19 protein-coding genes and 1 pseudogene are annotated in these 22,157 nt (G+C 59.8%); 11 read left to right on the top strand and 9 right to left on the bottom strand.

Going from position 1 to position 22,157, the window contains the following annotated elements; all coding sequences use genetic code 11:
• Nucleotides 1–143 precede the first annotated feature (143 nt).
• The 4 genes from JH15_RS02205 to JH15_RS02190 all read left to right on the top strand — a co-directional run bounded on the left by JH15_RS02205 (nucleotide 144) and on the right by JH15_RS02190 (nucleotide 4,807).
• Nucleotides 144–2,339: an OsmC domain/YcaO domain-containing protein gene (locus tag JH15_RS02205; RefSeq protein ID WP_043526562.1), complete on the top strand. Its 2,196-nt coding sequence runs from the start codon at nucleotides 144–146 to the stop codon at nucleotides 2,337–2,339.
• A 132-nt stretch (nucleotides 2,340–2,471) separates the two neighbouring features.
• Nucleotides 2,472–2,948 (top strand): LabA-like NYN domain-containing protein, encoded by a 477-nt coding sequence (locus tag JH15_RS02200; protein WP_043526560.1) that lies wholly within the window; start codon nucleotides 2,472–2,474, stop codon nucleotides 2,946–2,948.
• A 70-nt stretch (nucleotides 2,949–3,018) separates the two neighbouring features.
• Nucleotides 3,019–3,438 carry a GNAT family acetyltransferase gene (locus JH15_RS02195; RefSeq protein WP_043526557.1) on the top strand — a complete coding sequence of 140 codons (420 nt, stop codon included), beginning with the start codon at nucleotides 3,019–3,021 and terminating at the stop codon, nucleotides 3,436–3,438.
• 190 nt (nucleotides 3,439–3,628) lie between these two features.
• Entirely contained in the window at nucleotides 3,629–4,807 is a 1,179-nt protein-coding gene (locus JH15_RS02190; RefSeq protein ID WP_043526555.1) for an endonuclease/exonuclease/phosphatase family protein, read from the top strand.
• A gap of 142 nt (nucleotides 4,808–4,949) precedes the next feature.
• Here the strand turns inward: JH15_RS02190 and JH15_RS02185 are convergent, their stop codons facing one another.
• The gene (locus tag JH15_RS02185; protein ID WP_231566354.1) at nucleotides 4,950–5,972 is read right to left on the bottom strand and encodes a hypothetical protein; all 1,023 of its coding nucleotides are present in this window, start codon (nucleotides 5,970–5,972) and stop codon (nucleotides 4,950–4,952) included.
• A 21-nt stretch (nucleotides 5,973–5,993) separates the two neighbouring features.
• Between JH15_RS02185 and JH15_RS02180 the strand changes: the two genes are divergently transcribed.
• Nucleotides 5,994–6,176, top strand: a complete 183-nt coding sequence (locus tag JH15_RS02180; protein ID WP_331280861.1) for a VOC family protein — start codon at nucleotides 5,994–5,996, stop codon at nucleotides 6,174–6,176.
• Nucleotides 6,177–6,196: 20 nt separating this feature from the next.
• Here JH15_RS02180 and fabF read toward each other — a convergent pair.
• Nucleotides 6,197–7,461: pseudogene (fabF, locus tag JH15_RS02175) on the bottom strand (beta-ketoacyl-ACP synthase II).
• A gap of 91 nt (nucleotides 7,462–7,552) precedes the next feature.
• On the opposite strand from fabF, the gene JH15_RS02170 reads away from it, so the two are divergent.
• The 6 genes from JH15_RS02170 to JH15_RS17990 all read left to right on the top strand — a co-directional run bounded on the left by JH15_RS02170 (nucleotide 7,553) and on the right by JH15_RS17990 (nucleotide 12,414).
• A complete protein-coding gene (locus JH15_RS02170; RefSeq protein ID WP_043526551.1) occupies nucleotides 7,553–8,197 on the top strand; it encodes a TetR/AcrR family transcriptional regulator in 645 nt (214 codons plus the stop codon).
• 111 nt (nucleotides 8,198–8,308) lie between these two features.
• Complete coding sequence (locus JH15_RS02165; RefSeq protein WP_043528654.1) at nucleotides 8,309–8,992, top strand: DNA-3-methyladenine glycosylase I; 684 nt, start codon at nucleotides 8,309–8,311, stop codon at nucleotides 8,990–8,992.
• A 574-nt stretch (nucleotides 8,993–9,566) separates the two neighbouring features.
• The gene (locus JH15_RS17695) at nucleotides 9,567–10,181 is read left to right on the top strand and encodes a DUF1294 domain-containing protein (RefSeq protein WP_043526549.1); all 615 of its coding nucleotides are present in this window, start codon (nucleotides 9,567–9,569) and stop codon (nucleotides 10,179–10,181) included.
• A 251-nt stretch (nucleotides 10,182–10,432) separates the two neighbouring features.
• Nucleotides 10,433–11,272: a hypothetical protein gene (locus JH15_RS02155; RefSeq protein WP_043526546.1), complete on the top strand. Its 840-nt coding sequence runs from the start codon at nucleotides 10,433–10,435 to the stop codon at nucleotides 11,270–11,272.
• A 78-nt stretch (nucleotides 11,273–11,350) separates the two neighbouring features.
• Complete coding sequence (locus tag JH15_RS02150; protein WP_156105232.1) at nucleotides 11,351–12,115, top strand: hypothetical protein; 765 nt, start codon at nucleotides 11,351–11,353, stop codon at nucleotides 12,113–12,115.
• Nucleotides 12,116–12,258: 143 nt separating this feature from the next.
• Nucleotides 12,259–12,414 carry a hypothetical protein gene (locus tag JH15_RS17990; protein ID WP_156105231.1) on the top strand — a complete coding sequence of 52 codons (156 nt, stop codon included), beginning with the start codon at nucleotides 12,259–12,261 and terminating at the stop codon, nucleotides 12,412–12,414.
• Nucleotides 12,415–12,607: 193 nt separating this feature from the next.
• Here JH15_RS17990 and JH15_RS02145 read toward each other — a convergent pair whose 3' ends face one another.
• From JH15_RS02145 to JH15_RS02115, 7 genes are all read right to left on the bottom strand, one after another.
• Nucleotides 12,608–13,507 carry a hydroxymethylglutaryl-CoA lyase gene (locus JH15_RS02145; protein ID WP_043526541.1) on the bottom strand — a complete coding sequence of 300 codons (900 nt, stop codon included), beginning with the start codon at nucleotides 13,505–13,507 and terminating at the stop codon, nucleotides 12,608–12,610.
• Between the two features lie 219 nt (nucleotides 13,508–13,726).
• Nucleotides 13,727–14,800 (bottom strand): AI-2E family transporter, encoded by a 1,074-nt coding sequence (locus tag JH15_RS02140; protein WP_043526538.1) that lies wholly within the window; start codon nucleotides 14,798–14,800, stop codon nucleotides 13,727–13,729.
• Between the two features lie 228 nt (nucleotides 14,801–15,028).
• Nucleotides 15,029–17,116: an acetyl/propionyl/methylcrotonyl-CoA carboxylase subunit alpha gene (locus tag JH15_RS02135; RefSeq protein ID WP_043526536.1), complete on the bottom strand. Its 2,088-nt coding sequence runs from the start codon at nucleotides 17,114–17,116 to the stop codon at nucleotides 15,029–15,031.
• Nucleotides 17,113–17,934 carry an enoyl-CoA hydratase-related protein gene (locus JH15_RS02130; protein ID WP_043526533.1) on the bottom strand — a complete coding sequence of 274 codons (822 nt, stop codon included), beginning with the start codon at nucleotides 17,932–17,934 and terminating at the stop codon, nucleotides 17,113–17,115. The genes JH15_RS02135 and JH15_RS02130 overlap by 4 nt, the downstream gene beginning before the upstream one ends.
• 267 nt (nucleotides 17,935–18,201) lie before the next feature.
• The gene (locus JH15_RS02125; RefSeq protein WP_043526531.1) at nucleotides 18,202–19,809 is read right to left on the bottom strand and encodes a carboxyl transferase domain-containing protein; all 1,608 of its coding nucleotides are present in this window, start codon (nucleotides 19,807–19,809) and stop codon (nucleotides 18,202–18,204) included.
• Nucleotides 19,810–19,858: 49 nt separating this feature from the next.
• Nucleotides 19,859–21,028 (bottom strand): isovaleryl-CoA dehydrogenase, encoded by a 1,170-nt coding sequence (locus JH15_RS02120; RefSeq protein ID WP_043528652.1) that lies wholly within the window; start codon nucleotides 21,026–21,028, stop codon nucleotides 19,859–19,861.
• A gap of 169 nt (nucleotides 21,029–21,197) precedes the next feature.
• Nucleotides 21,198–22,139, bottom strand: coding sequence for a sodium-dependent bicarbonate transport family permease (locus JH15_RS02115; protein ID WP_043526529.1), 942 nt, complete (start codon nucleotides 22,137–22,139; stop codon nucleotides 21,198–21,200).
• Nucleotides 22,140–22,157 lie beyond the last annotated feature (18 nt).

Below are 22,157 nucleotides of genomic sequence, written 5' to 3'. Positions count from 1 at the left end.
TGGCCTCTTTCCCCCAGCATGAAGGCTATGTGAGGTAGGGCCAAGCCGCTTCGCTTTAGTGACCGATAGCCAGGTGGTACCATCGCGCCCCATACGACAGCCACACCCCCGCCTGTCTCGCAGTCAACGCCCGGTACCCCGTCATGGAAATCAAAGTCAATTTTCTCGAGAATCTCAGACTTGAAGCCAAGTTTGACGATTTCACCGTCATCACCGATCAGCCCATCCGCTACAAGGGCGATGGCTCCGCGCCGAGTCCCTTCGACTATTTCCTGGCGTCTTCCGCGCTGTGTGCAGCCTACTTCGTGCGGGTGTACTGCAAGGCGCGGGATATCCCGACCGAGAACATCCGGCTTTCCCAGAACAATATCGTCGATCCCGAAAACCGCTATAACCAGATATTCAAGATCCAGGTCGAGCTGCCGGAAGATATCTCCGAGAAGGACCGCGAAGGCATCCTGCGCTCGATCGATCGCTGTACGGTCAAGAAGGTGGTGCAGACCGGTCCCGACTTCCAGATCGAGACCGTGGAGAACCTCGACGAGGACGCCCAGGCCCTGTTGATCGCCACGCCCGACGAGGCGGCCTACACCTGGATCGAGGGCAAGGACCTGCCGCTGGAGCAGACCATCGCCAATATGTCCGGGATCCTGGCGGACCTGGGCATGAAGATCGAGATCGCCTCGTGGCGCAACATCGTGCCGCACGTATGGTCGCTGCACATCCGCGATGCCGCTTCGCCGATGTGCTTTACCAACGGCAAGGGCGCCACCAAGGAGAGCGCGCTGTGCTCCGCGCTGGGCGAGTTCATCGAGCGTTTGAGCTGCAACTTCTTCTACAACGACCAGTTCTTCGGTGAAGAGATCGCCAATAGCGCCTTCGTTCACTACCCGAACGAGAAGTGGTTCCAGCCGGGCCCCAACGATGAGCTGCCCGAAGGCATCCTGGATGACTACTGCCTGGGCATCTACGACCCGGATGGCGAGCTGAGCGGCTCCAACCTGATCGACACCAATTCCGGCCGGGAAGACCGGGGCATCGTTGCCTTGCCTTTCGTGCGGCGCTCTGACGGCGAGACGGTGTATTTCCCCTCGAACCTGATCGAGAACCTCTACCTCAGCAACGGCATGAGTGCCGGCAATACGCTGCCTGAGGCGCAGGTACAGTGCCTCTCGGAAATCTTCGAGCGGGCGGTGAAGAAGCAGATTCTCGAAGACGAGCTGGCGCTGCCCGACGTGCCCCAGCACGTCCTTGAACAGTACCCCAGTATCCTCGAAGGCATTAACGCGCTGGAAGCCCAGGGCTTCCCCGTTCTGGTGAAGGACGCCTCGCTGGGCGGTCAGTTCCCGGTCATGTGCGTCACGCTGATGAACCCCAGAACCGGAGGTGTGTTCGCCTCGTTCGGGGCGCACCCGAGCTTCGAGGTGGCGCTGGAGCGCAGCCTGACCGAACTGCTGCAAGGCCGCAGCTTCGAAGGACTGAACGACGTGCCGCCGCCCACCTTCAACGGGCTTGCCGTTTCCGAGCCGAACAACTTCGTCGAGCACTTCATCGATTCGACCGGCGTGGTCTCCTGGCGCTTCTTCAGTGCCCAGCACGATTTCGACTTCTGCGAGTGGGATTTCTCCGGCAGCACGGCGGAAGAAGCGGCGACCCTGTTCGGTATCCTCGACGATATGAGCAAGGAAGTGTACGTGGCTTCCCACGACGATCTGGGCGCACCGGTATGCCGCATCCTGGTGCCGGGCTATTCCGAGGTGTACCCGGTCGACGATTTGATCTGGGACAACACCAACAAGGCGCTGGACTACCGGGAAGACATCCTCAACCTGCACGCCCTGGATGACGACCAGCTGGCCGACCTTCTGGAACGCCTGGAAGAGAGCCAGATCGACGACCATCTGGATGTCATCACGCTGATCGGTATCGAGTTTGACGAGAACACCGAATGGGGCCAGCTCACCATTCTCGAGCTGAAACTGTTGATCAACCTGGCCCTGCAGCAGCACGAAGAAGCACTCGAGCGTGTCGAGATGTTCCTGCAGTACAACGACAACACCGTCGAGCGTGGCCTGTTCTACCAGGCGGTGAACGCGGTGCTGGAAATCGTGCTCGACGACGAGCTGGAGCTCGACGACTATCTCTACAATCTGCGCCGCATGTTCGGCGAAGCGACCATGGAGGCGGTCGTCGGCTCAGTGGTCACCGGCGATGTTCGCTTCCATGGCCTGACGCCCACCAGCATGAAGCTGGAAGGCCTGGAAAAGCATCAACGCCTGATCGAGAGCTACAAGAAGCTGCACGCCCATCGTGCCAGAAGGGCAGGGGTCGCGGTTTAGGTGGATAGATGCCACGCTCGATAATCTAGCAACGCCCTGGGCCGGTCTCTGGCCCGGGGCGTTTTTAAATAGACATAGGCGAGGGTGGTCAGTGCTTTTCGGCCCTGGAGTCGCTATGAACGAATCGTTGTTATGATAACCGTGACGATACTTGTCGACGTGCAGAATGTTTATTACACGGTCAGGGACGCCTATAAAAGCAATTTTGACTATAACGCGTTCTGGCGAAAGGCGACCGCGGGTAGAAAGGTCGTTAAAGCCTATGCCTATGCGATTGATAAGGGCGACCAAAAGCAGCGCGAGTTTCAGAACATACTGCGGGCCATTGGTTTCGAGGTGAAGCTGAAGCCGTTTATCAAACGAGCGGACGGCTCCGCAAAAGGCGATTGGGATGTGGGCATCACACTCGATGCCATAGAATATGCCGAACACTCCGATGTCATCGTGTTGGTCTCGGGAGACGGAGACTTTGAGCTTCTGGTCGATAAAATACGTGCTGTGCACGGTAAAAAAGTCGAAGTCTACGGCGTGCCTCAGTTGACAGCCAATGCGCTGAAGAACGCGGCTGATGAGTTCATTTCCATCGACGAACGGCTTTTACTGGTTTGATTTTTCGACCGCTCGCCCTGGGCGCCTAGCAAAATCGATTTTGGCAAAAAGCCCGCCTAGAGAACGCCACATGACGATACGACCGTTTCGAGAAGCTGACCGTCAAGCCGTAATTGCGCTATGGCGTGTGTGCGGTCTGCTCCGCCCGTGGAACGATCCTGACAAGGACATCGACAGAAAGTTGGCGGTACAGCCCGGCTTGCTCATCGTTGTCGAGCAGGAAGGGCACCTCATCGCGACGGCAATGGCGGGTTACGATGGGCACCGTGGCTCCGTTTATTACCTGGCCGTCGATCCCAGCTATCAATACCAAGGCATCGGGCGGCGCTTGATGGAACGTATCGAAGAAACGCTGCACGCCCTGGGCTGCCCGAAGCTGAATATTCTGATTCGCACCTCGAACGAAGAGGTCTTGTCGTTCTACCGCAAGCTCGGCTATTCCGTGGATGAGGCAGTCAGCCTAGGCAAGCGATTGATCCCCGATGAGTGAAGCGTAGATTCGCGCAAAGAATCGAAGTACAGAGGAGGCTAGGGGCCCTGAATTGACTGTAACCCTCGGTAATTCTAAGGTGAGCATCACCCGGTCCGTGGCGTTGCGTTAGCGTCCCAGGCTATTCACAGGACGAAAAAGACGGTACGAACGGGGCGTTTCTCGTTACCCCCGCCACGATTAAGGTGCCATGGCTTCCAAACTGCTTTTATGGTTTATCCGACTACTGACGCTCTTCATGGTAGTGGTGAGCGTATTGCCGATGATTCCCAGCGGGCAGTGGTGGGTCAGGCTGTGGGATTTCCCACGGCTTCAGCTGGCTTGGGCGCTGCTCGTGCCCCTGGTACTGCTTGCGGTGCATGCGTGGTGGAAACGGCCTCGAAAAGAGCATGCTACGTGGTTGGTGATGCTCCTGGCGGCGGGTGCCTGGCAGCTGTCGCATATCCTGCCGTTTACGCCGGTTTGGTCAATAGAAGTGCCAGCCGCTGAGGCTCAGCCCGACGGGCCCGGGGTGGCGTTAAAGGTCATGACGGCGAACGTCACCTACACCAACGATCGCTATGCCGAGCTACTGTCACTGGTTCAGCGAGAGGATCCTGACCTTCTGCTACTGATTGAAATCGATAGTGAATGGGCCGACGGGTTGGCACCGCTTGATGAGCACTACGATTATCGCATCGGGGAGGTGCGTGGCGAGGGGCTGGGGATGGTGCTCTGGTCTCGTTTCCCGCTGTTGGAACAAGAGGTCAAGCACCTCGTCTCCGAACGCCGACCTTCGATTTTCACGACGCTGGATGTGCCGGGAATCGGCCCGGTACGTTATATCGGCACCCATCCGGTCCCGCCGGGGTTGCAGGACCGGATCGCCCATAACGATGAAACCTCCGAGCGCCGAGACAGCCGCGTCCGCGACGCGGAGCTGATGCTCGTTGCTCACCATGTTCAGGAGGACGCAGACAACCGCTGGATCGTCACCGGCGATTTCAATGACGTCGCGTGGTCCGATACGACCCTGCTGTTCAGTGACCTGACCGACCTGAAGGACCCGCGCCGCGGCCGAAGCCTGTTGAGCACCTACCATTCGCAGTATCCGCTATGGCGTTATCCTATCGACCATCTGTTTGTCTCAGACGGATTCCACCTGATCGATCTAAACCGATTGACGGTACCCGGCTCCGACCACTTCGCCATTACCGCGACCCTATCAGTGGCGAACGAGGACAACACGAAGCCGGAGGCCTCTGAAAAGAAAGAAGAGAAGGCCGAGGAAATGGTCGAGGAGGGTGCCGAAGACGCCGCCGAGCACGAGGTGAGCGCAACGCAGGAAGGCCAAAGCGGGCAAGAGTCGACCTCACCCAATTTCAATTGAGGCCGGCGGAAGAGGGGAGATGCGTGCATACGTCTGCCCTCCAGTGGATTGTGGATTTTCTGAAAGACCGAAATGTCCGCCAAAACCGAAGCCGTTGCCCAGAACGCATTGGCTGCGGTGCTTGCTTTCGCTGCGTTAAATCTCACACTTCCACATGGATAGTCCCCAGCGCAACACTGGCGTTGCTAGTTTCAGTGGCGAGCATTTGACCTAACGAGGAATAGAGACCGTTGGCGGTTGACTGGGCAAGCTTGCGGTCGAGCTTGATCATGCTTTCTTCCGCTTTGTTGAGTTCGCGGCGTGCCTCTTCATCCTTGTCGCTTAGCCGAGACTTAAGCTCATTGATCGCTTCTTTAAGGGCCTTTTTGGCCTCTACCAATATACCGCGTAACGCATCCTCACTCCCGCTCACCCTCAGGGTGCGGTTGTCTCTTTCTTGCGGGGGAGGGGCTAGTAGCGACTCATCCATACCTTCGCTGTTAGATACGCCTGGTTCGTCGTGTCCGTGCGGCTCGCCGCTTTTCTCGTCACCCGCCTCAGCGTTGGCTTCTGCTTCAATACTGGCCAGCTGCGCATTAGCGTCCTGAGTCTCGGCTTCAGCGCTGGCGCCTTCGCTTACTGCCTGCGGTGCGCTCGGGGCGCTCCTAGCAGGCTGGGCGGTAGTGACCGTTGGCGCGGATGTTTGGCCGACGTTGTTGCCGCCTGCACCGCTTAATTGTCGAGCCGCCACCCCAAGCTCCCGCGCGATACTCTTGAGTTCCTTGGCCATGGATTTAAGCTGTTCCGGCGATGCAAAGCGCATCATCGATTTCAGCGTCTCCAAGCGCTGTTTCAAGAAGCCGACTTTCTGCGAGGCACTCTGCAACGACGATTCCTTGGGGCTGGGCAGGGCCGCCAGTTGCTCAAACGCGTCCTTTTGCTTTCTGAGGCGCTTGACCATTGGATCTTCTGCAGAAGACATCGTAGCCAAACCATGGCCTTGGCCGACGATGCGCGGCGTCATCCGGTTGGATAGCGTATCGAGTCGTTTATTCAACGTAATAAAGTTGGAAAATCCGATTTTCACTGTCGTTCCCTCATTCACGTGGGAATAACCATCGGCCAATATTGCAAAAGCTTTAGTAAACCCACCGGCTAGGACATCGGGCTGTGCGTCTCCGCTCAAGCAAGTTTCTCTGATGTCACGTTGGCCCAGAATGTGGCCAGTGAGTCAGAAGTCGATGCGCTGCTTGATCAGGCGGTTTCCGCCGGCGCCAAGCTGGTCAAACCGGCCCACGCCGTTTTCTGGGGTGGCTACTCAGGATACTTTCAAGACCCGGAAGGGCATTACTGGGAAGTGGCTTACAACCCTTACCAAGACCTGACGTAATGCCGCTGGCTTGGACACCCCTACACCTTGCTAACGATCAGCGCTGCATTCACCCCACCAAACCCGAAGCCGTTGCACAGCACATGTTGGCTGCGATGTTCTCGCGGCGAGCCGCTGACGATATCCAGGTCATGCAGGTCCGCGTCGGGATTCTCCAGGTTCAGGGTAGGAGGCAGACGGTCATGCATCACCGACAGAGCGGAAAAGATGCTCTCCACACCGCCGGCGGCACCGAGCAGATGGCCGGTGGCCGATTTGGTCGCGGAAATCGGAATACCCGCGAGTGCATCGCCGAAGGCGTTGCGCAAAGAGGCGATCTCGGCCCGGTCGCCGACCGGCGTAGAGGTGGCGTGAGCGTTGATATGGTCGATCGCCTCGGGAGCTAGCCCCGCCATTCTTAGCGCTGCACGAATGGCCGCTGCCGCGCCGGCGCCATCTTCGGGGCCAGCGGTGATGTGGTGAGCATCCGCGCTGGTGCCATAGCCACTGAGGATGGCCAGCGGTGTTGCCCCGCGTGCCTCGGCGTGGGCCAGGGTTTCTAACACCAGCATCCCCGCGCCTTCCCCCATGACGAAGCCATTGCGTGCCTGGTCGAAGGGCCGCGAGGCCTTGGCAGGAGCGTCCTGCTCGGTAGAGAGCGCCTTCATGGCATGGAAGCTGGCCAGCGCGAGAGGGTCGATACAAGCTTCGGCGCCGCCTACCAGCGCTACGTCGGCCTCGCCGCTGCGTATCATGCGCATACCATCACCGATGGCTTGTACGCCAGCCGCGCAGGCCGTCACCGGCAGCCCAGCGGCCCCCTAAAGCCATAACGAATCGACACATTGCCCGCCGCCAGGTTGGCCAGGAACGCCGGCACGGTGAAAGGGGAGAGCCGGCGGTGGCCGCGTGTCGAGAGCGTATTCTGCGCCTGGGTGATGGTGGGGAAGCCACCGATGCCGGAGCCCACGATGGTTGCCGTGGCCAGGCGCTGTGCATCGCTCGAGGGGAACCAGTTGGCCTGGGTCAGCGCCTCTTCGGCAGCGGCCATCGCATAGAGGCTGAACAGCTCCATCTTGCGACGTTCCTTGACGTCGACCACATGGTCCGGATCGAAGCCGGCTTCCGGATCGTCGGCGATATCAGGCACCGAGCCCGCGACCTTGATCGGCAGCTCGCCGGTATCGAAGCGAGTGATCGAAGCAATGCCGGAGCGTCCGGCAAGTAGGCGATTCCAGCCTGCCTTGACGCCGCAACCAAGCGGGCTGATCATGCCCATGCCGGTGATGACGAGCGGTGATTGCATGGTAGTTTCCTGAACAGCTTAGGGTTGTGCCACGCTAGCACCGGGCGTTATATGATCAAGATAATATTCAGCGCGGGAGCGTGAGGTCGCTATGCCTTACTCGACGAACCACAAGGCCAAGTCGCGGGAGCGCATTCTCACGTCTGCCATCGAGCTGTTCAGTCGCAAGGGCTTCGAGAAGGTCTCCATCGGCCAGATCATGAAACTGGCGAAGATGACCCACGGCGCCTTCTACGCGCACTTTTCATCCAAGGAAGCGCTCTATCATGCCTCGGTGCGCGAAACCTTGGAGAGCAGTCGTGCGGCCCGGCTGGTGAAAGGGCCGCTCTCGGTGAAGCATCTGACGGAGCTGGTCACCAACTGCTGGAACCTCCAGGAGCTTGAACGCAAGCACAAGCCGGGGCCCGAGTCGGTGCTGTTTAACGAGATCGGCAACGAGAACGCCGAGATCCGAACACTCTTCGAAGCCTCCTACCTGCGCATGAGAAAAATGCTTGAAACCCGTCTCATCGCCCTGAGCCGCCTCAAGAAACTGCCCTTCGAACCCGACCGCGAGGTCATCGTCGATAAATCCCGCGCCATTCTCGCCTCCCTGGTGGGCGCCGTAGCCATCGCCAAGAGCCTGCCCGGCGAGCAGGAACGTCAGCACATCCTCAACGCTGCCCAGCGCAACATTTTGCAGATGCTTGGCGTCAGTGAGAGCGAACTGGAAAGCATGCTGAATGCGGAAGGGTAGGAACGATATTGACGGCTAGGGGCGGTAGCGGGCCGGATCGAGGTCTTGGGACCTTGTTCGTCGCCTTGGGGATCTTGAACCCGTGCCAGGTAATTTAGGTGAGCAATGTTCATGTCAATTGACTACCGCTGGCTTTACGACATCGTACGACGGCGGTTTGAGTCCGACGAAGCCCTGGAAGCCTTCCTGCCCAAGGCGCTTACCCCTGAAGAGCTGAAGCAGAAGGGGGATGATCGTTACCTTTCCGCCATGAGCCAGCGGGTATTCCGGGCTGGGATGCAGCATTCGGTAGTCGATGCCAAGTGGCCTGCCTTTGAAGAAGCGTTCTGGGGCTTTGTGCCCGAGACACTGGTACTGCTCAGCCCTGAACAGATCGACGGTTATATGAAGAACGACCGAATCATCCGCCACCGCACCAAATTGCAGACCATCCCCAAGAACGCCCAGTTCATTCTGGATATTCACCAGGAGCAGGGCAGTAGTTTCGGCGAGTTCATTGCCAGCTGGCCGAGCGGTGACATTGTCGGCCTGTGGCGTTTACTGGCCAAGCGCGGCGCTCGCCTGGGCGGGCGCTCGGCTGCGGCATTTTTACGCTTGGCCGGAAAGGATACGTTCTTGTTGACCAGCGATGTGGTCGCTCGCCTGATTGCTGCAGGCATCGTTGACCAAACCCCTACCAGTCAGCGTGACCTGCAAGTCGTACAGGGCGCGTTCAATGAGTTGCAGCAGCGTTCGGGAAGGCCGTTGTGTCAGCTATCGGCCATGCTGTCTTTGAGTATCAACCCAAGGTTTTGAGGCACGCGGCTCAGTGGCCAAGGCGTCGAGAAGGATCAGAAGTAGATCTCGCCCCGCATCGACCCCAGCTACGGCTCCAACTTTCTGCTACGCGCCATCGCCAAGGAGTAAGCCACAGACGGTGGCGAAGAGTGAATGATCGACCGCTTCGCGAAAGGCTGGGTCAAGGTCATGGTGAACGACCGCTTCGACCTGCACCGCTGAACGACAGGGCCGCGGTAGTAACGCGGGCTATCGGCAGAAATAAACACCGAGGGCGGGATAACCCCTCGGTTTTTTTTGTGTTCGCATCATGCTTTGGTTGACGTTGCTCTCAACGTTACGCCCGGTTACGGTATGGAAAAAGCCGCCTAAGACGGCTTAGGACATCACAGGGTACGCAGGGACTGCCGCACAAGGGAGGATGCAACTCATCGTCCATTCTGCCAGCAGGGGCGGTAGCGTGCCCCGACTCCCCAACTCCCCGCCAGACGAAATCAGTCCTATTTACATTTTCCAGTAACTTACTGAATTCAAATAGTTTCGACCGTGCATGGTATTCTTTGACAATGGATTGATGCAGAAGAGATAACCCATGCGCCATGAAGGCAAACTCACCGAGTGGAACGACGCCAAGGGTTTCGGATTCATCACGCCAGTCGCTGGTGGCCCTCGCGTGTTCGTCCACATCAGCGCCTTTCCCCGCGATGGGCGCCGCCCAAGAATCAACGAGCCGATTACCTACCACCTGGCAAAAGACAGCCAGAACAGACCGAGAGCCCAGAACGCGGGCTACGTAAAAGCGGCACGTCATATATCCCCGCGCTCCAGAGGGTTGATGACGGCATGCAGTGTAGCCGCTGCGTTCTTCGCGCTCCTGGCAGCCCTGAGCGCTGCCGGCCACGTGCCAATGCAGCTCCTGGCGGCATACGCGCTGTTGAGCGTGATCACCTTCGCCATGTACGGCATCGACAAAGCCGCAGCAGGGAAGGGCAGTAGGCGCACACCGGAAGCCACGCTGCTCTTCGCAGGATTGATCGGTGGATGGCCCGGCGCGCTGGTGGCGCAGCGGCTGTTTCGGCACAAAACCAAGAAGCAGCCATTTCAGGCCATATTTTGGTGTGGGGTGGCGGTGAATTGTGGGGTGGTTGGGTGGCTGGTTTATACAGGAGAGGCTGTGAGAGTTTGGGTTAGTTTTGGGATCGGTTAATTGTAACTAGGGCTATTGTGCAAAAGGTACTCGGCTACATACCAGCATATTAGGTAAGCCGCAAACAGGATATTGGAGCCGGCAAAGCACGCACGTACGCGAATTCTGCATAAGTGGCCGAGCTATACTTAGGCGTTTGAAAAATCAACGAGTTGGAAGAAATGAAGCGCGTCAGATAATATTGTTGAACGCGCAGGATGCTCATTGAATATCAGGACGTGCAGTCCAATCACTGTTAAGTAGGTACAAGGATGGCACACACTTTTTATTCGGTCAGAACCGGGAAGAACAAAAACACTGAGGGTTTTGAGTTTCCAGAGTTTCTGGGTCTCTTCTTCAGAGCATTCCAGAATTTCCGAGAGGGCGGCTATTTTGACGAGTATCTAGGTACGGCCTGTGTTGATATGGGGCCAGTCCCGGGGAAGGTTCCAGATGTAGAGTTGGATATCCTTTTAAAAGTGAGGAAGAACGGTATCTGGCCTATTGCAAGTAATCTGCCAGATCTAGGCGAGGATGATGTTTTCGATCTTATCGAGTATCTCTATCAAAATGTTTCCAAGCCAATAGACGGCACCTACCACGATTTTGCGGGTTGCGGCATGCACTGGGAAACGTTCAATAAATCTGAAGGTCAGGCTGAATTTGCCCAAAGCATGAATGAGTTATTGGCCTTGTATAAAGGGTCGTTTGAGCTTTCGCCACAAGGTGAAATATTGCACAAGCCTGAAAAAGGCTTTGAGCCAATTTTCGAAGCAGATGTTCCCTCCAATGACGACAATATAATGTCGAGGGTAAGCTCCGCTGTATTGAGATATCGCAGGCATGGCTCGACCATTGATGATAGGCGTCAGGCCGTTCGGGATTTGGCCGATGTGTTGGAGTATTTAAGGCCGCAGGTTAAATCTGTCCTCACAAAACAAGATGAAAAGGATCTTTTTAACCTGGCCAATAATTTTGGGATTCGTCATCACAACGATCAACAGAAAACGGGCTATGACGCGGCATTATGGCTGAGTTGGATGTTTTACTACTATTTGTCAACGATTCATGTGCTGCTTCGTAAGCTGGGGCATGATTCACTTAACCAGTAGGTGAAGCCGACCGGTACTACGCTGCGCTCCGTCCCGGCGGCTTACCTTGGCGTTAGTTGCCAGATAGGGTCAGAGATAGTGGTAGAAAGAATATACTTTAATCACATCAAGGAAAAGACTGACGGCTACTTTCTGGAGTATTCGCCGCCTGTCGGTTCAATTCCTTTTGCTTCTCTCACTGTGACATATGTTTCGGACATTACGGCTGAGAGGGCAGCCACAGACTTGGAAGATCTAACCAAAGAATGGATCACTCGGTATCCAGTGCCTGTCATGGCTAGCGCATTTGATAGACAAGGAGATCTTGTAGATCTTGAAAGCGTCCGCCCTATCAGCCACCTGATCACTACTATGGAGAAAGGTAAGCCGCGCCACAGATGGGATCTGTTTAAAGACGAAGAATTTCCAGAGGCACTGAAAGATCCGGAGTATTTAATACAAATTTATTCCGACTTGAATTACAGAACCCAGAGCGAAGTTAGTGCCCAGGCACGAGAAAATATGAAGCCAATACGAACAGCCAGACGGTTGTTGATAGTCTGGTCTGTCTTTGTACCGCTAGTTATTGCACTGCTTGAGTTCTTTAGTCCCGTGTGGCTTTCGGTAATTGCTCTGGCTTATAGTTTCTGGAAAGCCTACCAGCAGTGGTTAAAAATGACCGGCCGGAAGAAAAAATCAGATAGAGAGATCGAACGAGAAGAGGACGCCCGTTTGAAAGAGCACCATCACTATCACTGCAAGCTAAATCCTGATGGCTTTTTGAAACTGAAAATTGACAACCTCAGAAAAATGGAAGAAGACCAAATACAGCAGGAATATGATTCAATATCCAGCAGTAACTAACCAGTGCAGGTTGTCGGACAGGTACTCCGCTGCGCTACGTACCTGCCGCAACTGCAGGCGTTACATGGCTATTCGCATATTTACTCGCACTTATAGAATTTAAGGAAAAACGTTGTCATATCGAGGAGATGGAGAGCGCCCGCGTGCTGATCCAGCTGCATGCCGTGGCGGCCGATCCCTCGTCGCTGGCGAGCTGGGTGCAGCATTTCGGCGTTAGCCTGGCGGAAGGGGGCACGGCGCTGTTCGGCCTGCCCCGTGCTTACCGTAGCGATGCGCAGCGCGGCCTGGAAACTGGCTGAACAAATACTTATTGTCCAGAAGCCAGCCGCCGCCGTTTGAGAAGCTCATTGGTGATATTGCATGGGCCTGTTCACGCCGCATCAACATTCAGCATCGCAAAGCTACGCATTAACCATGAGTCAATTAAAGCGATCGGTACAAAGCCCCTGAGCCAGTCACCTGCCTCAGGGGCTTTGCATTTCTATCACCTGATCACTTCGCCGCCAGCCCCACGCTCACCTTCGACCGGTTCGGCCGCCCAATCGCTTGGGTGATCCAGGTGCCGGTTCCCGCCAGTTTGTTCAGATCGATTCCCGTTTCGATGCCTAACCCATCCAGCAGATACACCACGTCTTCACTGGCTACGTTGCCGGAGGCGCCCTTGGCGTAGGGGCAGCCGCCGAGGCCGGCGACGGAGCTGTCGATGACCGCGATGCCTTCTTCCAGCACGGCGTAGAGATTGGCGATTGCCTGGCCGTAGGTGTCGTGGAAATGGGCGGCGAGCTTGTTCATGGGGATGTCGCGGCTCACGGCTTCGATCATGCGCTTGGCCTTGAGCGGGGTGCCGGTACCGATGGTGTCACCCAGCGAGACTTCATAGCAGCCCATCTCAAATAGCGCCTTGGAGACCTCGGCGACCTTGGCCGGGGCGATCTCGCCTTCGTAGGGGCAGCCGAGCACGCAGGAGACGTAGCCGCGTACGCGCACATTGGCTTCTTTGGCGCGTTCCAGCACCGGGGCGAAGCGCTCCAGGGATTCGGCGAGGGAGCAGTTGATGTTCTTTTGCGAGAAGGCTTCGCTCGCCGCGCCGAATACCGCCACTTCCTCCACGCCGCAATCCAATGCCGCTTCCAGCCCCTTGAGGTTGGGGGTGAGGGCGGCGTAGGTCACGCCGTTGCGGCGCGTGAGGCCGGTCATTACCTCGCGGTGGTCGGCCATTTGCGGCACCCACTTGGGCGAGACGAAGCTGGCCGCTTCGATGTATTTGATGCCAGCGGCGCCCAGGCGGTCGATCAGTTCCAGTTTGGTGGCCGTGTCGATCGGGTTGGGTTCGTTCTGTAGCCCGTCGCGGGGGCCGACCTCGACCAGGCGAACGGATTTGGGGAATGCCATGGGGGCTCCTGGAAATATTTGATACCAGTGGATCCTGACAATCGCGCAGAAATCTGCGCTCCTACACCTTCTTTTCTATAATTTTGGCTACCTGCCAATCGCGCAGCACAGTCGGGACGCCGAACCGTGCGCTCCTACACCTTCTTTTCTTGGATACCTGCCAATCGCGCAGCAATTAGTCGGGACGCCGAACCGTGCGCTCCTACATCGTTTTACCTATCACTCGGCATACTTATCTGCCGCCACATCATTTTTCTCCAGCCAGCCATGGATATACACCCGGCTAACGATGACCATCGTCAGAACGGTGATTGGCCCCGCAAGGAGTAGCCCCAACAATCCGCCGATCAAGCTGAGCCAGAACTGCACGACGATCAGCAGGGCGGGTGGGATCTGCACCGCCTTTTTCTGGATATACGGCGTCACGAGATAGCTTTCGATGAACTGCACCAGCACGAACAGAATGGCTACGTACATGAGTTCCGCGTAGCCGACGGTGAAGCCAACCAGCAGGGCGGGAATGGCGGAGAGTATCGGGCCCAGGTAAGGGATGAACGCCAGTGCCCCTGCCAGCAACCCCAGAGAAAGGGCCAGGGGGATACCGATGATCCAGAGGCCGATGCCCGTGATCACCCCGATGACCAGCATCGAGGCGAGCCGGCCCAGGAGCCACCAGCTCATCTTGTCGCCAATGGCGGCCAGGTGGTTCGAGGCGGCGTCGCGATGCTCGGGGAATACGAGCTGCACCAATCCACGGCGATAGGTCCAGGGTTCGAAGGCGACGTACAGCCCCACGAATAGGATCACGATCAGGTTGGTCAGCGCGCCTAACGTGGTCGAAAAGACCGACGTCATCCTGAAGATAAAGTTGCCGAGCGCCCCTTGGATCGATTGGCCCTCTTCCATCTGGCTGAGTAGTTGTTCTCCCATCGGCCAGTTACGGATTTGGCTCTCCAGCGCATCCAGCGATCCGGGGATGATCTCGGTGAACTGCTGGGATTGCTGGGCGATATTGGACGAGAAATTGAGGCTGAATAGCGCCGTCAGGATGATCAGGAGCAACAGCACAAGGGCCAATGCCCAACGGTAGCTCAGGAAGCTGTGGCGGTGAATGAAGTTAGAAGGGATATACAGGAACAGGGCGAGCAATAGCCCGACCATGCTCATCAGTATGATCTCGAGCCCTGACCACACGAACCACGTCAACAGCATGGCCGAGCCAACGATGCCTACGGCGATCCATACCTTGCGGGCAAATACATTATACGGCGGATCGCTGCTAGGTGGCGGCATGCCTCACTCCTTTGAGGTTAGGATTCCAATGCGCCTCACTATAGTTGGCCACGCTCGCGCTCGCTTGCGAATGGCAAAGCACAGGTCACTGCGCAACATTCTGACGTGGCCCAGACCAGCAGGGCTAATATAGGCGCGCAGATTTTCTGCTCGGTAGCGGCGCATACGGCTCCCCCCTCGCGCAGAAAATCTGCGCTCCTACAACCCCAGCGAGTGATTCAAGCCACACTATTGCTTCACATTGAATTCCAGCAGCACGTCCCCTTGGCCCACCGTATCGCCGGCAGCGAAGTGGAAGCTTTCCACGTGTCCGTCTGCGGGGGCGCTCAGGGTGTGCTCCATCTTCATCGCTTCCATGACCATCAGCGGCATGCCTTTCTCGACCGGGGTGCCGGGTTCGACGAGTAGCGCCACCACGGTGCCGTGCATGGGCGCGGTGAGGGTCGATTCGGCTTCGTGGTGGCCGTGGTCGACGGCGTCCAGGCGGCGCCAGGTGAGCCGAGTTTCGCCCTGGGCGTCGGTCATCACGATGTCGTGGCCCTGGGCGGTGCGTTCCAGCCGGGCCTGCACGCGCTTGCGGTAGCCTTCGAGCGTGATCGCCACGGCGTCGCCGCTCAGTCGCGCCAATCGGCCTTCGAGGGGGGTGTCACCGAGAATGAGCCGCCAGGGGGCGTCCACGCCGTCGCGCTGGGCGTCGACGGTGACGATGCTATCCGACGTTTCATCATCGGACGCTTCGCCGGGCGGGCACAGCGCGACCCGGATGCGATGCGGGGCGTTGAGCCGGAAGCCGTCATGCCGGTTCCATGGAGAGCGGTGCCATGAAGCGTCTTCCCGTGGCGCGCGGCTGTCCTGCTCGCGACCCAGCTGTTCCAGAGCAACCAGTGCGGCGGCGGCGTAATCGTCGTTGCGGTACTGCTTGGCCGCGAATAGCTCATCGTGATGGTGTTCGATGAAGCGGGTATCCAGCTCGGCAGCCTGGAAGGCGGGGTGACTGGCCAGCCGCTGCAGGAAGCCGCGGTTGGTGACCACGCCCTGCACGTCGAGCGCGGCGAGTGCCCGGTTGAGGGTGGCCAGCGCCTGGGCGCGGTCGTCGCCGTGCACGATCAGCTTGGCAAGCATCGGGTCGTAGTGCATCGAGACCGTATCACCGCTGTCCACGCCGCTATCCAGCCGGACCTTGTCGGCGTTCAGCCCGGCGCCGAGCAGGTCGAGGTCGAAGCGTTCCAGCGTGCCGGTGGCGGGCAGGAAATCGTGCTCCGGGTCTTCGGCGTACAGGCGCGCTTCGAAGCTGTGGCCGGTGAGGGTCAGTTCGTTCTGGGCCAGCGGAAGTGGCTCGCCCATGGCCACGCGCAGCTGCCACTCGACCAGGTCCTGGCCGGTGATCATCTCGGTGACAGGGTGCTCCACCTGCAGGCGGGTATTCATCTCCATGAAGTAGAAGCGGCCATCCGCATCTAACAAAAACTCGACGGTGCCGGCACCCACGTAGCCGATCTCCTGGGCGGCACGCACGGCGGCCTCGCCCATTTCGCGGCGCAGCTCGGCGGTCATGCCGGGGGCGGGGGCTTCCTCGAGCACCTTCTGATGGCGGCGCTGCACGGAGCAGTCACGCTCGAACAGGTACACGCCGTTGCCGTGGGCATCGCAGAAGACCTGTACTTCGACGTGGCGCGGCTGGGTCAGGTACTTCTCGATCAGCATGCGGTCGTCGTTGAAGGCGGCGCGGGATTCGCGGCGGCAGCCGTCCAGCGCGGCCTGGAACTGGTCGGGCGCCTCGACCACGCGCATGCCCTTGCCGCCGCCCCCGGCGCTGGCCTTGAGCAGCACCGGGTAGCCGATGGCATCGGCTTCGCGCTTGAGCAGGTCGTCCGTCTGGTCGTCGCCGTGGTAGCCCGGCACCAGCGGCACGCCGGCGTTGGCCATGCGGGCCTTGGCGGCGGACTTGTCGCCCATGGCGGCAATCGCCGAGGCGGGCGGCCCGATGAAGACGATGCCGGCCTTCGCACAGGCCTCGACGAACTCGGCGTTTTCTGAGAGAAAGCCGTAGCCGGGGTGAACGGCGCCGGCACCACTGCGCTTGGCGGCGTCGAGCACGGCCGCCACGTTCAGGTAGCTTTCACGGGCGGCAGCAGGGCCGATGCGAATCGCTTCGTCGGCCTCGCGCACGTGGCGAGCGTTGGCATCGGCATCGGAGTAGACCGCCACGGTGGCCAGGCCCATGTGCCGCGCGGTGCGCATTACGCGGCAGGCAATCTCGCCGCGGTTGGCCACCAGGACCTTGGTGAAACGGGCCGTATCGATTGGCTGGCTCATCGCGGATTCCTTGTATCGTGGTTCCAGCGCGGGGCGCGCTTGTCGAAGAAGGCGGCAAGGCCCTCCTGGCCTTCATCGCTCACGCGCAGTTCGCTGATCACCTGACAGCAGCGTTCGCGGGTGGCCTCGGAATCCGGGTCACGGGCGACCTCGGCAAGCAGTGCCTTGGTGGCCCGGCTGGCCTGGGGCGAGGTAGCCAGCAGGCTGTCGAGTACGCTGTCGGTTTCGCGGTCCAGGTGGCCGCTTTCCACCACGCGATGCACCAGGCCGAGTTCCAGGGCCTGGGCCGCTTCGATGACTTCGGCCGTCAGAGCGTAGCGGCGCATCTGGCGGACGCCGATGGCGCGCTGCACGTAGGGGCTGATGACTGCCGGCGACAGGCCGATCTTGACTTCGGAAAGGCAGAATTTGGCTTTCTCGGAGGCGATGACGATGTCGCAGCAGGCGGCGAGGCCCACGGCGCCGCCGAACGCCGCGCCCTGTACCTGGCACAGCGTGGGGCAGGGCAGGGTGTCGAGGCCGTGCATGAGCCGTGAAAGCTCGCGTGAGTCGGCGAGGTTATCGTCGAAGCTGTAGTCGAGCATGCGCTTCATCCAGCCGAGGTCGGCCCCGGCGGAAAAGTGCTTGCCATGGGAGCCGAGCACCAGCGCACGGACGTTGCCGCGTTCGGCGGCGTCCCGGACGCGGTCGAGATGGGTGTTGAGTTCGGCGATCAGCGCGTCGTCGAAGGCGTTATGCACGTCAGGCTTGTCGAGCGTCAGCCAGGCGACGCCGCGATCGTCGATGGTCAAATGGGCATGGTGCTGTGAGTCGGTCATGTCGGTCTCACTTGTCGTATTCGTCTGGCTAATTCTGTAATCGTGAATACCTTCCAATCGCGCAGAAAAATCTGCGCTCCTACAGGCGTTTTCCTGTCTCGCTGAACCTGTCAATTGTGCAGCGATTAGTCCCCACCATGGGGGCCTACAGGCAATCATTTGCCGGCTGTGGCTGTGGCTGTGGCTGTGGCTGTTGGGTTTTGTGGGAGCGCAGATCTTTCTGCGCGATGGCCGAGTCACCATTGCCACCCAAGCCGGCTGTCTCGCCTACATCCGGAACACGCCGAATCTGGTTTCTTCAATCTCTGCGTTCATTGCCGCCGACAGGGCCAGGCCCAGTACATCGCGGGTCTGCAGCGGGTCGATCACGCCGTCATCCCACAGCCGCGCGCTGGCGTAGTAGGGGTGGCCCTGGTGCTCGTACTGATCGCGGGTGGGTTTCTTGAAGGCGTCTTCGTCCTCGGCGCTCCATGCCTGGCCGTCGCGTTCGTACTGCTCGCGCTTGACCTGGGCCAGCACGTTGGCGGCTTGTTCGCCGCCCATGACCGAGATGCGCGCGTTGGGCCACATGAACAGGAGATTGGGGTCATAGGCGCGGCCGCACATGCCGTAGTTGCCGGCGCCGAAGCTGCCGCCGATGAGCACGGTGAACTTGGGCACCTTGGCACAGGCCACGGCGGTAACCAGCTTGGCGCCGTGCTTGGCGATACCTTCATGCTCGTACTTGGAGCCGACCATGAAGCCGGTGATGTTCTGCAGGAACAGCAGCGGGATCTTGCGCTGGGCGCAGAGTTCGATGAAATGCGCTCCCTTCACGGCGGATTCCGAGAACAGCACGCCGTTGTTGGCGACGATGCCCACCGGGTGACCGTGCAGGTGGGCGAAGCCGGTGACCAGGGTGTCGCCGTAGTAGCGCTTGAATTCGTCGAACTCGGAGCCGTCGACGAGACGGCCGATTACCTCGCGCACGTCATAGGGCTTCTTGAGGTCGGTACCGACGATGCCGTAGATCTCGCTGGGGTCGAGCTGTGGCGGCCTCGATTCCTTGAGTGCCAGTTGGCCTCGCTTCTGCCAGTTGAGGTTGGCGACACAGCGCCGCGCCAGTTGCAGGGCGTGGGCGTCGTTGTCGGCGTAGTGGTCGGCCACACCGCTGATCCTGGCGTGTACATCGGCGCCACCCAGCGCTTCGGCGCTGATGCTCTCGCCGGTAGCCGCTTTCACCAGAGGCGGGCCGCCGAGGAAAATGGTGCCCTGTTCACGCACGATGATCGATTCGTCGGCCATGGCGGGGACGTAGGCGCCGCCGGCGGTACACGAGCCCATCACCACCGCGATCTGGGGAATGCCTTCGGCCGAGAGCGTGGCCTGGTTGTAGAAGATGCGCCCGAAGTGGTCGCGGTCGGGGAACACTTCATCCTGGTGGGGCAGGTGGGCGCCACCGGAATCGACCAGGTAGATGCACGGCAGGCGATGCTTGCGGGCGATTTCCTGGGCGCGCAGGTGCTTCTTCACCGTGAGAGGATGGTAGGTGCCGCCCTTGACGGTGGCGTCGTTGGCGACGATGACGCACTCCACACCCGAGACACGGCCGATGCCGGTCACGATACCCGCGGCGGGCACCGGGCCGTCGTAGACCTCATGCGCGGCCAGCGCCGAAAGCTCGAGAAACGGCGAGCCCTCGTCGAGCAGATGATCGATACGATCGCGCACGAACAACTTGCCGCGCGATTCGTGGCGGGCCCGCGCCTTCTCGCCGCCACCCTGGGCAATCGCCGCGGTCAGTTCGCGCAGCTTGCCCACTTCGGCACGCATGGCGTCGGCGTTGGCCTGGAAGGCCTCGCTGCGCGGGTTGATGTGTGTGGTTATGGTAGCCATTGGGGCCTCTTGTTCTTCAGACTCTGAAAATAGGCGAGCGCAGCCATTTTCATTCGGATTCGGCGAAAATTTCTCGACCGATCAACATCCGCCGAATCTCGCTCGTTCCAGCGCCGATCTCGTAGAGTTTGGCGTCGCGCAGCAGGCGCCCGGTGGGGTATTCGTTGATATAGCCATTGCCGCCAAGCAACTGGATGGCGTCCAGCGCCACCTGGGTGGCCTTCTCGGCGCAGTAGAGGATCACCCCGGCGGCATCCTTGCGTGAGGTACGGCCGCGGTCGCAGGCAGCGGCCACCGTATAGAGGTAGGCGCGGCAGGCGTTCAGGGTGGTGTACATGTCGGCGACCTTGCCCTGCACCAACTGGAACTCGCCGATCGACTGGCCGAACTGCTTGCGCTCGTGCAGGTAGGGCACCACGACGTCCATGGCGGCCTGCATGATGCCGATGGGGCCGGCGGCGAGCACAGTGCGCTCGTAATCCAGCCCGCTCATCAGCACCCGTACGCCCTTGCCTTCCTCGCCCAGCACGTTCTCGGCCGGCACCTCGCAATCCTGGAAGACCAGCTCGCAGGTGTTGGAACCGCGCATGCCCAGCTTGTCGAGCTTCTGGGCGGTGGAGAACCCGGGAAAGTCCCTCTCGATCAGAAACGCGGTAATCCCCTTGGAGCCGGCGGCAGGGTCGGTCTTGGCGTAGACCACCAGCACGTGGGCATCCGGGCCGTTGGTGATCCACATCTTGTTGCCGTTGAGCACGTAGCGGTCGCCGCGCTTCTCGGCACGCAGCTTCATCGAGACCACATCCGACCCGGCGCCGGGCTCGGACATCGCCAATGCGCCGACATGCTCGCCGCTGATCAGCCTGGGCAGGTATTTCTCTTTCTGTGCGTCGTTGCCGTTGAGCTTGATCTGGTTCACGCACAGGTTGGAGTGGGCGCCGTAGGAAAGCCCTACCGAGGCGCTGGCCCGGGAGATCTCCTCCATGGCGATGCAGTGGGCAAGATAGCCCATGTCGCTGCCGCCGTACGCTTCCGGTGCGGTGATGCCGAGCAGCCCCATGTCGCCAAACTTCTGCCACAGTGCGTTGGGGAATTCATTGTTGGCATCGATCTCGGCGGCCCGCGGGGCGATCTCGTCGCGGGCGAAGGCGTTGACCTGCTCGCGCAGCATGACCAGCGTCTCGTCGAGGCCGAAGTCGAGCGGGGTGAAAGGCGTTTGCATGGTGGGCTCCCGTTCCTGTCCGGCGGTGGCGTTCGCATCGGGTGTTGCGGACGCCACCGTCAGGCTCATCGCTTCGTTTGGCGGATGGCTCAAGACTAGGGCAGCTTTACGTTAACGTAAAGTGCAGGTGAGGAGCTTTCGACGAATGGTTGAGATCCTCAACTGTGGCTCAGCCGGTGAGCCACAGGATCAACTGGTGGTAGAGCGGGATCGCGACGATGACGTTGAGCGGGAAGGTGAATCCGAGCGAGGCGAGCATGGCCAGCCCGATGTTGGCTTCGGGAATCGCGGTACGCATGGCGGCGGGGGCGGCGATGTAGGAGGCACTGGCGGCCAGGGCGGTCAGTATCAACAGCGAACCGGTCGGCAGGCCCAGTGCCAGGCCAACCCCGAGCCCGGCCATGGCCAACGCCGGCGGCGCGAGCAGGGCGAAGGTCAGCAGGCGCCAATGCCGCCACGGAATGGGGCGCAGGGTCTCGGCGGCGGTCAGGCCCATTTCGAGCAGGAACAGGGCCAGCACGGCATGGAATGCGCCGGTGAGCAGATCGGTGACCGCAGCGCCTTCCTGAGGGCCATACATGGCGCCGATCACCACGCCACCGGCAAGCAGGATCACGCCCCGGTTGGTCAGGGTTTCATGCCACAGCCCCGGCATCGCCTCGCTGGAGTGCGCGCCCTTGTAACGACGGTAAATGGCGATGGCCACCATGATGGCGGGCAGTTCCATCATCACCAGGTAGAGGGTGACTTCGGCGCCGATATCCAGCCCGCGCCCCTCGGCGAAGGCCAAGGCTACCGCAAACGTACCCGCGCTCACCGAGCCGTAATGCGCGGCAATACTGGCACTATCCGCCGGGGAAAGGCGTATGACCTTGCGCAGGATCGGCATCAGGGCCAGGGGAATCAAGCCGCCCAGCGCCGCGACGGCGGCAAGCTCCGGAATCAGCGAGAGGCTCAGGTTACCGTACAGGGCCATGCCGCCCTTGAGCCCGATGGTCAGCATCAGCAGCAGGCTCAGCGTATCGTAGGCGGCCTTGGGAATGGTCAGGTCGGACTTGACGACCCCGGCCAGCAGGCCGAGCAGGAAGAACATCACGACGATATCAGGCATGCACGTCTCGCAGTCAAA

It is taken from the genome of Litchfieldella xinjiangensis (genome assembly GCF_000759345.1).
GTDB lineage: Bacteria > Pseudomonadota > Gammaproteobacteria > Pseudomonadales > Halomonadaceae > Litchfieldella_A > Litchfieldella_A xinjiangensis.
Note: the sequence above shows the minus strand (reverse complement) of the source record. Positions and strands in the feature narration are given on the sequence as shown.

Coding starts and splice junctions, on each gene's coding strand:
- JH15_RS02130 (WP_043526533.1), bottom strand. CDS start 17,934: ATGACCGACTCACAGCACCATGCCCATTTGACCATCGACGATCGCGGC.
- JH15_RS02205 (WP_043526562.1), top strand. CDS start 144: ATGGAAATCAAAGTCAATTTTCTCGAGAATCTCAGACTTGAAGCCAAG.
- JH15_RS02140 (WP_043526538.1), bottom strand. CDS start 14,800: ATGCCGCCACCTAGCAGCGATCCGCCGTATAATGTATTTGCCCGCAAG.
- JH15_RS02170 (WP_043526551.1), top strand. CDS start 7,553: ATGCCTTACTCGACGAACCACAAGGCCAAGTCGCGGGAGCGCATTCTC.
- JH15_RS02190 (WP_043526555.1), top strand. CDS start 3,629: ATGGCTTCCAAACTGCTTTTATGGTTTATCCGACTACTGACGCTCTTC.
- JH15_RS02155 (WP_043526546.1), top strand. CDS start 10,433: ATGGCACACACTTTTTATTCGGTCAGAACCGGGAAGAACAAAAACACT.
- JH15_RS02135 (WP_043526536.1), bottom strand. CDS start 17,116: ATGAGCCAGCCAATCGATACGGCCCGTTTCACCAAGGTCCTGGTGGCC.
- JH15_RS02125 (WP_043526531.1), bottom strand. CDS start 19,809: ATGGCTACCATAACCACACACATCAACCCGCGCAGCGAGGCCTTCCAG.
- JH15_RS02195 (WP_043526557.1), top strand. CDS start 3,019: ATGACGATACGACCGTTTCGAGAAGCTGACCGTCAAGCCGTAATTGCG.
- JH15_RS02165 (WP_043528654.1), top strand. CDS start 8,309: ATGTCAATTGACTACCGCTGGCTTTACGACATCGTACGACGGCGGTTT.
- JH15_RS17695 (WP_043526549.1), top strand. CDS start 9,567: ATGCGCCATGAAGGCAAACTCACCGAGTGGAACGACGCCAAGGGTTTC.
- JH15_RS02120 (WP_043528652.1), bottom strand. CDS start 21,028: ATGCAAACGCCTTTCACCCCGCTCGACTTCGGCCTCGACGAGACGCTG.
- JH15_RS02115 (WP_043526529.1), bottom strand. CDS start 22,139: ATGCCTGATATCGTCGTGATGTTCTTCCTGCTCGGCCTGCTGGCCGGG.
- JH15_RS02200 (WP_043526560.1), top strand. CDS start 2,472: ATGATAACCGTGACGATACTTGTCGACGTGCAGAATGTTTATTACACG.
- JH15_RS02145 (WP_043526541.1), bottom strand. CDS start 13,507: ATGGCATTCCCCAAATCCGTTCGCCTGGTCGAGGTCGGCCCCCGCGAC.